General features: G+C 39.1%; 15 protein-coding genes. 5 read left to right on the forward strand and 10 right to left on the reverse strand.

Going from position 1 to position 12034, the window contains the following annotated elements; genetic code table 11:
• From ML462_RS06410 to ML462_RS06425, 4 genes are all read left to right on the forward strand, one after another.
• Entirely contained in the window at positions 1–1542 is a 1542-nt protein-coding gene (locus tag ML462_RS06410; RefSeq protein WP_240712955.1) for an acyl-CoA carboxylase subunit beta, read from the forward strand.
• Between the two features lie 145 nt (positions 1543–1687).
• Positions 1688–2584 (forward strand): NAD(P)-dependent oxidoreductase, encoded by an 897-nt coding sequence (locus ML462_RS06415; protein ID WP_240712956.1) that lies wholly within the window; start codon positions 1688–1690, stop codon positions 2582–2584.
• Positions 2585–2662: 78 nt separating this feature from the next.
• Positions 2663–3220, forward strand: coding sequence for a YeeE/YedE family protein (locus tag ML462_RS06420; protein WP_240712957.1), 558 nt, complete (start codon positions 2663–2665; stop codon positions 3218–3220).
• 3 nt (positions 3221–3223) lie between these two features.
• Positions 3224–3637: a DUF6691 family protein gene (locus tag ML462_RS06425; RefSeq protein ID WP_240712958.1), complete on the forward strand. Its 414-nt coding sequence runs from the start codon at positions 3224–3226 to the stop codon at positions 3635–3637.
• Between the two features lie 76 nt (positions 3638–3713).
• Here ML462_RS06425 and ML462_RS06430 read toward each other — a convergent pair whose 3' ends face one another.
• From ML462_RS06430 to ML462_RS06465, 8 genes are all read right to left on the reverse strand, one after another.
• Entirely contained in the window at positions 3714–4403 is a 690-nt protein-coding gene (locus tag ML462_RS06430) for a cupin domain-containing protein (protein ID WP_240712959.1), read from the reverse strand.
• 18 nt (positions 4404–4421) lie between these two features.
• Positions 4422–5363, reverse strand: coding sequence for an NAD-dependent epimerase/dehydratase family protein (locus ML462_RS06435; RefSeq protein ID WP_240712960.1), 942 nt, complete (start codon positions 5361–5363; stop codon positions 4422–4424).
• A gap of 19 nt (positions 5364–5382) precedes the next feature.
• Entirely contained in the window at positions 5383–5904 is a 522-nt protein-coding gene (locus tag ML462_RS06440; RefSeq protein WP_240712961.1) for a nuclear transport factor 2 family protein, read from the reverse strand.
• Positions 5905–5927: 23 nt separating this feature from the next.
• On the reverse strand, positions 5928–6692 hold the full coding sequence (locus ML462_RS06445; protein ID WP_240712962.1) for a hypothetical protein: 765 nt from the start codon (positions 6690–6692) through the stop codon (positions 5928–5930).
• Between the two features lie 88 nt (positions 6693–6780).
• A complete protein-coding gene (locus tag ML462_RS06450) occupies positions 6781–7212 on the reverse strand; it encodes a YybH family protein (protein WP_240712963.1) in 432 nt (143 codons plus the stop codon).
• A gap of 10 nt (positions 7213–7222) precedes the next feature.
• Positions 7223–7987: a hypothetical protein gene (locus tag ML462_RS06455; RefSeq protein ID WP_240712964.1), complete on the reverse strand. Its 765-nt coding sequence runs from the start codon at positions 7985–7987 to the stop codon at positions 7223–7225.
• Positions 7988–8141: 154 nt separating this feature from the next.
• Entirely contained in the window at positions 8142–8840 is a 699-nt protein-coding gene (locus tag ML462_RS06460) for a LytR/AlgR family response regulator transcription factor (RefSeq protein WP_240712965.1), read from the reverse strand.
• A 53-nt stretch (positions 8841–8893) separates the two neighbouring features.
• Positions 8894–9535: a trimeric intracellular cation channel family protein gene (locus tag ML462_RS06465; protein WP_240712966.1), complete on the reverse strand. Its 642-nt coding sequence runs from the start codon at positions 9533–9535 to the stop codon at positions 8894–8896.
• Positions 9536–9691: 156 nt separating this feature from the next.
• Between ML462_RS06465 and trxB the strand changes: the two genes are divergently transcribed.
• Positions 9692–10684, forward strand: a complete 993-nt coding sequence (trxB, locus tag ML462_RS06470) for a thioredoxin-disulfide reductase (protein ID WP_240712967.1) — start codon at positions 9692–9694, stop codon at positions 10682–10684.
• A gap of 74 nt (positions 10685–10758) precedes the next feature.
• Here trxB and ML462_RS06475 read toward each other — a convergent pair whose 3' ends face one another.
• Positions 10759–11058 carry a hypothetical protein gene (locus tag ML462_RS06475; RefSeq protein ID WP_240712968.1) on the reverse strand — a complete coding sequence of 100 codons (300 nt, stop codon included), beginning with the start codon at positions 11056–11058 and terminating at the stop codon, positions 10759–10761.
• Positions 11059–11143: 85 nt separating this feature from the next.
• Positions 11144–11986 carry a GIN domain-containing protein gene (locus ML462_RS06480; RefSeq protein ID WP_240712969.1) on the reverse strand — a complete coding sequence of 281 codons (843 nt, stop codon included), beginning with the start codon at positions 11984–11986 and terminating at the stop codon, positions 11144–11146.
• Between the last annotated feature and the right edge of the window lie 48 nt (positions 11987–12034).

A 12034-nucleotide genomic window follows, 5' to 3' on the forward strand; every position in this document is an offset into this window, starting at 1 on the left:
ATGAGTCAGAACCTCGATAAATTAAAAGAAAAGATCGCCGAAGCCCACAAAGGTGGAGGAGAGAAAAGAATAGCCAAGCAGCACGAAAAGAAGAAGTTAACTGCTCGTGAGCGAGTGGAATATTTGTTGGATGAGAATTCATTCGAAGAAATGGGAGTTTTAGTGACTCACCGTACAACCGATTTCGGGATGGATAAACAGAAATTCTACGGAGATGGTGTCATCACCGGCTACGGAACCATTCATGGAAGGCTGGTTTACGTTTTCGCACAGGATTTTACTGTTTTTGGAGGATCCTTATCTGAAACACATGCAGAGAAGATCTGTAAGGTGATGGATATGGCCGTGAAGGTTGGCGCTCCAATGATAGGTTTGAACGATTCCGGTGGTGCACGAATTCAGGAAGGTGTAAAGTCTCTTGGTGGTTATGCCGATATCTTTCATAGAAATGTAAAAGCTTCCGGGGTGATCCCTCAAATTTCGGCAATAATGGGACCTTGTGCCGGTGGAGCGGTTTACTCTCCAGCGATGACCGACTTTACGCTGATGGTTGAAGATACTTCATATATGTTCGTCACCGGGCCAAATGTGGTAAAAACTGTTACGAACGAAAATGTAACTTCAGAGGAACTTGGAGGAGCAAGTACGCACTCTACAAAATCTGGGGTTACTCACTTCACCGCTTCCAATGATATTATCTGTCTTGAGAATATTAAGCAGCTCATAAGCTATATGCCTCAGAACAATCAGACTGCACCTGAAAAATTACCATTTGAATTAGGAGATGAACATAGAGAAGTACTTGAAAGCATAGTTCCTGATAGTTCCAATAAACCTTATGATATGCATGAGGTTATAAAAGGAATTATAGACGACGACACCTTCTTTGAAGTGCATAAAGATTACGCTGATAATATTATTGTTGGTTTTTCAAGAATTGGAGGAAGAAGTGTAGGAGTAATCGCCAACCAGCCAATGAGTCTTGCCGGAGTTCTGGACGTAGATTCATCTAAAAAAGCAGCAAGATTTACCAGGTTCTGCGATTGTTTTAATATTCCGCTTCTTGTGCTTGTAGACGTACCTGGTTTCCTTCCGGGAACAGACCAGGAATGGAACGGGATCATTTTGCACGGAGCTAAACTTCTCTATGCATTAAGTGAAGCAACGGTGCCAAAAGTAACCGTAATTACCAGGAAAGCTTACGGAGGAGCTTATGACGTGATGAACTCCAAGCATATCGGTGCCGATTTTAACTTTGCGTGGCCAACTGCAGAGATCGCGGTAATGGGAGCAAAGGGTGCTTCTGAGATCATTTTCAGAAAGGAAATTGCTGCTTCAGAAGATCCTGAAAAGAAACTTGCGGAAAAAGAAGCTGAATATGCCGAGAAATTCGCTACTCCTTTTGAAGCTGCTCAACGTGGATTTATCGATGAGGTGATTATGCCTAAAGATACCCGACGAAAACTAATAAAAGCCTTCAGTGCTTTGGAAAATAAGCACGTGCTCAGGCCGAATAGAAAACACGGAAATATTCCATTGTAAAAATTAAGGCTGAAAGAAATTTCAGCCTTTTTTGTTTTTTAGGGTCGTGATACTGAACTTGTTTCAGCATCTCAAATAGTGGCCTCCATTTATAGAGATCCTGAAACGAGTTGAGGATAAGCAATAATTCATAAAAATTTTCTTCATGAAATTTAATAAAATCGTTTGCGTAGATGAGACTAAATTGAATGAGCAGGCCATAAATGATCTGGAGCAATTCGCTGATGAGGTGAAGGTCTATCATGATTACCCTGAAAATGATCAGGAAGTAATAGACAGAATTCAAGATGCAGATGCGATCATTGTTTCCTGGAGAACCCAGATAGGAAAGGGGATCATTGGAAAATGTAACGATCTAAAGTATATAGGGATGGCCTGCAGCCTTTACGATAATGATTCGGCAAATGTAGCGGTGGAATTCGCCCGGGAAAGAGGGATTTCGGTAAAAGGAATTCGTGATTATGGAGATCCCGGGGTTGCAGAGTTTATCATTTCTGAATTAATCCAGCTGTTAAATGGCTATAAAGAAATTCAATGGAAGGAACTGCCCAGGGAATTGACACATCTTAAAATCGGGATCATTGGATTTGGCGTAACCGGACAGTTGTTGGCAGACTGCCTGAAACCATTCGGTGCCGATCTGCATTATTACAGTAGAAACAGGAAAACTGAAAAAGAGAACGGTATTAAATATCTTGAATTCAATGAATTATTGGATACCTGTGAATTGATATCATTCCATCTTCCCAAGAATACAGAATTAATGGGAGAGAAGGAATTCGAAATCTTAGGTAATGGAAAGATACTGATCAATACTTCGTTAGGGCTTCCCTTTAATGAGCAAGCTTTTGGAAATTGGATTAAGAAAGAAGGCAATTTTGCTATTTTCGATGGGGACGGAAAGAAGGAACTCTCCGAAGAAACCGAAAATTTAGAAAGGGTAATCGCTCACAGCAAGAGTGCCGGCTGGAGTTCACAGACTCTTGTAAGGCTTTCCCAAAAGGTACTACAAAATATCGCAGATTATTGTTCTGAAAATTGATAGGGAAGCCTATTTGTAACCATTGTTACTGAATTTAGGGCATTCTTATCGTTTATTTGCAACTCAATAAAAATGTTTATGGAATTTATTTTGGAACCCTGGCCATGGTATGTTGCCGGGCCTCTTATCGCCCTTATCATGTTCCTGTTGATCTTTCAGGGAAGGCAATTTGGAATGTCGTCTAACCTTAGAACGATCTGTACCATGTGTGGTGCCGATAATAAGGCTAGCTTTTTCGACTTTAACTGGAAAGCCCAGAGATGGAATCTTATCGTGATCACTGGAGCGGCAATTGGAGGTTTTATCGCCATGAATTTTCTTACCGCAGATCCTGCAGTAGCGATCAATCCCGTAACAGTTCAAAATCTTAATAACCTGGGATTTCAAAGTTCAGGGGAGGCTTATTTGCCAGATGAACTATATAGCCTGGAGGCTCTAACGAATTTAAAATCTCTGGCTATTCTTATTATTGGCGGAATCCTGATAGGATTTGGCGCAAGATGGGCCGGTGGATGTACTTCAGGGCATGCGATCTCCGGTTTAAGTAATCTGCAGATGCCTTCACTTATTGCAGTTATTGGTTTTTTCATTGGAGGTCTGGTAATGATTCACTTATTGTTCCCTTTAATATTTTAAGATATGAAAGTTATAGGATATTTATTTACAGGTATATTATTAGGAATCGTAATGTTCAAATCTGAAGCGGCTTCCTGGTTTCGCATCTATGAAATGTTCAGGTTCGAGGCTTTCCATATGTACGGTATTATAGGCTCGGCATTATTCCTGGGAGTTCTGGGAATCCAGATCATTAAAAAGAAGAAATTGAAAGATGTGAACGGGGAGCAGATACAATTCGTTCCGAAGAATAGGAGTTTTAGCAGATATATGTTCGGTGGAATCATTTTCGGACTCGGCTGGGCACTTGCCGGGGCATGTCCGGGACCAATCTATACGCTTATAGGTGCAGGATATGTTTCTGTGATCGTAGTATTCCTTTCTGCGATCCTGGGCACTTTTATTTACGGACTTTTAAGGGACAAGCTCCCTCACTAATAATATAAAGAAATAAAAATCGGGTGCTATAATTCAAAATTATCAGCACCCGTTTTTTTTGGTTCTTATTTCAAAATTAATTTACTTTTTCTGCTTTCAGGTATAGTTCATTTGCCTGGATCTTATCGATCATATCTTTACCCTTTGCTGCAGCATTTTTCCATTTTTCAGAATCATGGATCTTATCATAGGTCGCAGCATCTGGCCATACTCCTTCCATAAAGTATTTGTATTTATCATGCTGATCGCTGATCTTATAAAGATGGTAACCTGCACCAGGGTAACCCTCATCACTGATGGCCTGGTTCATTTCATCTAAAAAATCGCTCAGTTGTTTTTCGCTTACCCCATCTGGAAGTTCGAATAGATGTAAGCTTTTCCTACCAGTAACCTTCAGATTATTCTTCAGCTCTACCTGGATTAGTTCAAAAGGCTTAGTTCCCATATTTTTAGGTTGATGTTTGGCCTGATCAACCCAAAGCACATCACCTGCGTTACCGTCCATTTCAATTATACTTCCGTTGTCAGTTTTCATTTCAGCGGTATGATCTGTTAAAAAAACAGCTACACCCTCGGGATGACTATGCATTTTAGATTCGTCACCAGAATTGTATGTGATCCTCAGTACTCTTACCTGATCATTTTCTAGTTCAACCTTATAATGATCCGGGTCTATTTTTGCCGCGTCCTGGGCATAAAACTTAACACCGAAAGCAAGGAACAAGATTAACAATCCTAGCTTTAGACTTTTTATTTTTGCTTTCATTTTTTCGAATATTAAAACTTATATTTTACTGAATCTTTTTAGAGGTTCTTTGGCTGGTCTGAACTCCATTCCAAGCTCCTCCCGGGCCAGGGCATTACTATAAACCATTCTGGCATTTCCCTCTGGTTTATCGCCATTCAACATTTTAGAGATATCTGAAATCCTCCAGCTCTCACTGGTCAACAAATAATTCTTAGCATGGTTTCCCTTTTGGATAGCAGCTTTAAAAACTGCTTCAGCTACATCTTCCACATCCACCAGGGCGAATTCAACATCTTCATCAAACAGAGTCTGAATAAATGGTCCTGGTGCATTTTTAGATTTAAATACCCGCTGAAGATTTACCGAGGTAGAGTCTTCCCGGTTAGAAAGTGGGTCACCTACTACCGTTACCGGGGAAACAGAGACTATTTCAGTACTTAAATCGGGATGACTGTCTATAAACTTTCTTACAGTCTGATCTGCATAATATTTAGCCTGGGCATAAGGAATATTGGCCTCGTCCAGGTAGGGGGCATCCTCTTCGGTATAAAGGTGATCTGGATCCCTACCGGCTACAGGGTAGGGGAAGGAGGTATTAAAGGCCGCAACCGAAGCCACGAAAATGACCTTTTCGAGATCCTTGTTTTTGGTTACGATCTTCAGGAAATTTTCAGTTCCGTTTATGGTTGGTTCAAAAAGATCTCTTTTCGGATCTTCTACACCTAGCTGAAAAGGTGTTCCGCAATGAACTATCAAATCACAGTTGGCAGTAAAACTTCTTAGAGATTCAAGATCCTGAACATTCAGGTCTTTTATGGAAAGATTATCCTCATTTCCCAGTTCAAATAGATGCTCATATTTATCACTTTTTGAGATATTGGTAACTGAGACCTTAACCTTGTAGCCTTCATCCAGAAACTTTTTGGTGATATAGCTGCCAATGAAACCTGATCCGCCGGTTATCCCTACTGTTTTCATAATCCTAATTTTTTAAAAACTATTCCTGTCCTTCCTGGATCGTATCATTTTGCTGCATGGCCATGGTCATTATTCCATTGTCCCAATAGCCGTGTTCTCTCACTATTTTTCCATTTTTAAACTGGGCAGTGAGGTGTACGGGAACTACCACATCCTTACTGTTCCCGGGTAAGGTGGCTTTCCAGTCTCCCCAAAAATTCACCCAGGTATTCCCATCGTCGGTAAGAACCATTTCATATTCATTTTCGTCCGCTATGAATCCATAACTGTCTAAATTTCCGAGACTTTCCTGATGTTGTTTAACTATATCAGCTATACGTTTTCCCTGGTTACTATTATGGAATATCTGGGCCGTATCTGCATAGTGATTTTTCATTGCTTCCCAGTCTGCTTTTTCATAATCACTAATGGCAGCTTTCAAGGTGTTGATCTCTTGAGAATCCTGGGTGTATCTAACCTCTTTTTCTTCTTCTTTTGTTGTTTGATTACATCCTATGACCATAAAGGCCATAAGGATTAGGATGATTAACTTTTTCATCATTTTTGGTTTTAGATTGTTTTAATTTATTCTTCTGGTTGGTATGCAAGATCTGGTCTCATGCTGCCTCTCTTTACGGTATATGCATCAACATATTCGAACATTTCGTCGAAGATCTTTTTCCCTTCATCCCCTATAAGCTTCTGGTTTTCTGCACTCATGGAGTCATAATCTACAGCGTCTTTAGCTGAAATTACTGCAACGAAATAATCTCCTACATTCCCGAACCCGCTTTGGTAGATTCGATAATGCATTTTTGAGTTCTTAGAGGCGTATAGTGCCTTCAACTCCTTCATTTTATCCTGTACCTTCTGAATATTTGCCGGGGAAACATCCAATCTGTGCCAAACGCGGTAATTCTTACCTTCTGTATTTGTGGTAAGGCCATCTGGCATATAAGAGAGTGATGGCATTAAAATAGTTACGTAATCTCCGTGGTTCGAATAACATTTATTGAAATTCTCAAACATCTGGTTGAATTTCGCATCTCCAACTTTCTCCCTAAGGTCTTCAAAATTGAAATTCTGGATATCGGCAAGGTCTTTAATGGGAGTGATAGCCAGGTAAGTTCCGTCATGCATCGATGCGACAGACCAGTTAATGTTCTTCACATTATTTGTCTTGCAGGCCGATACGAGATCTTTAGATACTTTTTCGTATTCTCTCGTCATCGATGGTTTAACCCTGTCTTCATGTACCAGAAATGCCTGGTTCTCTCCTTCCTGAGCCATGGAAACTAGAGAGATCAATAATAGAGTGAGAAAACTGGCAATTTTAAGTCTAATTTGCATAATAATTATATTAAATGGTTAATATGAATTACCAGGCATAGCAGGGTGAAGATGGTAAACTAAGGGATATCTATATGTCAATCTATTGTTATGGTTTTGGCCATCTGTAACTTTTGATGACTCTCCACTTTCCATCTACTCTTTGAGCGATATTTACAACTTCAATGTCTCTGGTATTTTCGTCTCCTTCAATATTCAAAAAGACCTTATCGTGGTAAAAGAAAATATCATCGGAAAGCTTGTCTTCAGAGACGTTCTTAAACTCAATTGTAGCCTTGGAATTTTTGAAGAAATCGTTGTATAAACTCCTTATTTCATTAGAACCGTTCACCAGTTTTCCATCCACACTATGGATACTGGCATCATCTGAATATAGATTAAGAATGGTTTCCGTATCAGAATTCTTTAGCGCTTCTACATAGGCATCTCTTAGATCCTGTAAATTCTTATAAACCGTTTGGGAATTAACGGCATTGACTATAACGAATAGGCCAATTATGGTTAATAATAAGCTTTTCATATCTGTAATTTTAATTTTGAACATAAGACAATTCAGGTTTTAAATGACCTGTAACCCTTTCTATATCTGAAAATGTACTTTCAATCTTTTCACGTAAAGCCTCGGCTTCATCACCCAGCATATTGGTGTTTTCTTCTCTGCGTTGTTCCAGGTCTTTGGCATCTTTTGCCGCTACAGCCACCATGAAATAATTTCCCATGGTTCCAAATCCTGATTTATATAACCTATAGTGGATCTTTGAATTCTTTTCTGTGTACATCTTCTTAACGGAACGGGCTAACTCCTCTGCCTTTTCTTCCATTCCCGGAGGAATATGGTAAAAGATAAGTTCCCGGTAATCCTGACCTGCCGGAGTTTGCGTGATTCCTTCGGGCATATAAGATAGCTCCTTATCCAGTCTTAAAATATAGTCTCCGTGCTGTGAATAGGTGCCATCATAGGCATCGAATAGATCATCAAAAGCCTCTTCACCAAGTTTTTTCTCAAGGTTTTCAAACGGATTCTTGTCAAGATCTCCCATTTTGTCAATAGGAGAGAGGTACATCACCCTGTTATCGTCTGCAACAAAGGTGATCCAATCCATTCCCTTCATATTTTCTTTTTTGGCTGCATCTACCAGGTTTTTATCTCCCTGGTGGTGCTGATCCATTTTTCCGTCTATTACATGGTCTTCATGAACCACGTATAACTGGTACCGGTCATTCTGGGCATATGTGTACGAAAATAACAGGCCAGAAATTACTAGTATGATTAAATTTATTTTTTTTGAATACATCGTGTAGAAATTTTAATTGGTTAACGATGTGGAATTTAGGAAGTAAACTCAAGCTACGTTTGCCACTTAGGACGGGAGTATTGAAAAATTTACCGAAGGCAGGGAATTACTTACCGGAGGGGTAAGAAAATGGCTAATCTTGGCAAAAGGAAATTTAAATAACCTGCAAGTGATTGAATAACTCCTGTCTCATGTTCTTGCTAAGAGGTAAGGAATGGCCAAAAATGACAACATAATTCCCACCTATTTCATCTATATGGCTAATATTAACGATATAAGATCTATGAATTCTCAAGAATCTCCTATCAATAAGTTTTTCTTCAACTTCCTTAAGAGTCGTAACCAGGAGATAATTTTTATTTTCGGAATAGACTTTACAGTAATTCCTGTCGGCTTCTATATATTGGATATCGTCCAGTGAGATCTTTAGCATTCTATCCCTGTGCTTAATAAAAATGCGATCTTTAAGGATGTAATGTTTATTCTTATCGAATAATACCCTCTGTGAAGTTTTTCGGATCTTTTTCAGGGAATTTTTCAATTCCTTTTTCAATAGCCCTTTCTTTTGCTTTACTGAACGGGGGATTAGACTTTCTATGGCTTCTGCTGAGCTTTTATTAAAGTAAATAATAGGAGAGGAGGGCTGGTTTCCATTCAAACCATTAAGCTTACCCTTCAATTTATCGTCAAGTAGGATAAGGTCTGGGACTTCCCGTTCAAGAAAATAGAGAGCATCTTTAGACCGGGAAAAAATACCAGTAATTTTATAACCAAGGCGGTTTAATTGTAAAGACAACTTCGCAGCCATAGGAATATCATTTTCTACGATAATTATTTTCTCCTGTGTGGCCATTCAGTAAATTTTTATAAAGATACTGAAACTATTGGTAATCAGTTAATTGAAGCCTATGGTCTTCTTTTGCTACTTTTCGGATGTACCGGGTAAAAAGAGGGAAGTGTGATGTGGTATTTCACCGCCAGGATCCTTATCCCGATCACGATTAGTGAAGTTATTAAGTAAATAAGGTCGGTATCCACATTTAGGTCGTGAAGTGTAACAAATACCAGGGCTCCAATCAAACAGGCTGTTGCATAAATTTCTTTTCTGAAAATAACAGGAATTTCATTACAAAGAATATCACGGATTACCCCGCCAAAAGTACCAGACATGGCACCAAGAGCTACTGAAATAATAGGATCCAGTCCATTTTGTATTCCGGTTTCTACCCCGGTAATCGTAAATACACCCAGCCCGATGGTATCAAATAGGAAAAGGGATTTTTTAAGATAGTTGAGTTTATTTCTGAAAATGATAGCAAATATGGTAACTATGCCTATAAGATATACATAGACCGTATTTTCCATCCATGATACGGGGTTTTCGCCAACCAGAATGTCTCTCACCGTTCCACCACCAATGGCAGTAACAAATGCAATGATAAATATCCCGAAGGGATCCAGCCTTCGATTCATGGCAGAAAGGGCTCCCGAAATTGCGAAAGCAATGGTTCCCAGCATATCCAGAATATTGAACAAACTCAATTCCATGCTTGGCAAAGGTAATTTTATCTTTTAATTTTGCTCTAACTGTGGCGGTTTTCTGTCATTATTTTTAGGGCTTATTAACAAATAGACGATCTTAATAACAAAAGATGTAAGTTTTCTATTAATCTTCCTACTTTTAGACAGTGAAAATTAAAGACAATGAGTGATAATATAGAAAGAATAAAATGTTTGATCATAGGTTCGGGGCCTGCCGGATATACTGCGGCGATCTATGCTGCCAGAGCCGACATGAAACCAGTAATGTATACAGGAATGGAACCTGGAGGGCAGCTTACTACCACGACAGAGGTAGATAACTTCCCTGGATATCCGCAAGGAATCGATGGTCCTAAGATGATGATGGATCTTCAGGAACAGGCAGAACGTTTTGGAACCGAAGTTAGAATAGGAATGATAACCGAGGTGGAATTTTCTAAAGAAGTAGGAGGTATTCATAAAGCCTGCGTAGATAATTCTAAATGGATAGAAGCAGAATCTATTATTATTTCCACAGGTGCTACGGCCAAATATCTAGGATTACCCAGTGAGCAAAAATTACGTGGAGGTGGGGTTTCTGCCTGTGCGGTTTGCGACGGATTCTTCTATAAGGGTCAGGATGTAGCAATCGTTGGTGGTGGTGATACCGCTGCGGAAGAAGCTACTTATCTTGCCAATATTTGTAATAAAGTGACCATGCTGGTGCGTAAGGATTACATGAAAGCTTCTAAGGCAATGCAGCATAGAGTTGAAAATACCAAAAATATAGACTTAAGATATAATACTGAAGTAGATGAGATCCTGGGAGAACAGGTGGTAGAAGGTCTTAGAATGGTAAATAACCAAACCGGAGAAAAGGAAGAGATCGATATTACAGGATTCTTCGTGGCTATTGGACATAAACCGAATACTGATATCTTCAAGGATTGGATCACTATGGACGATACTGGTTATATCATTACTGAAGGTAAATCTACTAAAACCAACATTCCGGGAGTATTCGCTTCAGGAGATGTTCAGGATAAGATCTACCGACAGGCTGTAACAGCAGCCGGTACAGGTTGTATGGCAGCACTTGATGCTGAACGTTATTTAGCCGAAATCGAAACCGAAGAAGACATTCAAAAACCTCAAACCAGACCTGAAACGGTTTAGGTTTGAATTGGAATAAAAACAAAAAAAATCCCGCCTTTGCGGGATTTTTTAGCTTATTGGCGTAAGATAATAATCTAATTATCTGTTTTCACTTTTACCTCGTCACCATCGATTTTTACTTTAGATTCGCTGCCATCTGCACGATCTACTTTCTTCTTATATTCATCACCATCTTTTTTGATCTTCACCTCGTCACCTTTAGGAGTTTCGATCTTGATCTTGTCGCCTCCGTCCTTAACTTCAACTTTATTATCTGGGTCTTCCATCATTTTCTGGACTTCAGTTTTCTCCTCGTCCTTTTCTGTATTTCGGCAGGCAACAAATCCAAGGCTTAGAACAAGTAATAATAGCACGGATTTAAATAAATATTTCATGATTCCAATATTTAAAATTAGCCGGTAAAATTACTAGTTCATATAAATATATAACTGGCTTTCTGAAAACTTTAGCAGTTCCGATTTAATTAAAAAGGCCTTTACCAAATTCTTTTTTGGCCAGTATGGCTTCATCTTTGAATTCAAGAATATTGATATTTGGTTCATTGTATACTTCAATTTCGCTGTTACCATTCGCCCTTATATTCAAGCTGTCTATAGCATTCACCTTTATTTCTGAATTACCCTGAGCCAGGATCTCTGCCTGAATACTGGTTAGGTTCTCGCCGTCGAAATTTGAAGACTGGTCGGCTCTTATTTTAATTTCCTTTACATCTCCTTCAATTCTAGCCGAAGCCTTTTCATAGATATCTACATTGAAAATCGAAGCATTTACCAAAGCTTTAACCTCAGAAGACTGGTTTAGTTGCCAGGAACAGTCTGTAGCAGTAACATTGAGTTCAGCTTTAGAATCATCGCTTTGAATGAGGCTGAAGGACCTTGCCGTAAGAGTTAAAAAAGCTTTGGCTTCCTTTCTGGTTTGTAGGTCAAAATCATTCAGGAATAAATCCTGAAGAGATGATAATTTAACTTCTCCGGCAACAAGGATACTTTTCAAAGTATCAGAAAATGTGATCCTTAATTCCTGCCTCTTGCTACGGCTTATTTTCTTAATTGGTTTTATGTAGAGCACGCCATCGATCACATCTGTCTGTATCAGGTCATGCAAATTGTCATCAGCCTCGATCTCTATCATGGGTTTACTTCCCTTGAGTATCCCTATTTCAAAATCACCTTTTACCTGGATGCTATGAAAAGATTTAAGGTCGTATTGTTCAGTTTTTACATTTCGGCTGCCTTTTACTTTATCCTGTGCTTTACAGGAAATAAAAATGATAAGTAGTACTAGAGGTAGTTTTTTGATCATGTTGAAAATTTAGATTCATCCAAATATAAAAAAAGCCTCCAGATGGAG

Source organism: Christiangramia lutea, from assembly GCF_022489035.1.
GTDB classification, from domain to species: domain Bacteria; phylum Bacteroidota; class Bacteroidia; order Flavobacteriales; family Flavobacteriaceae; genus Christiangramia; species Christiangramia lutea.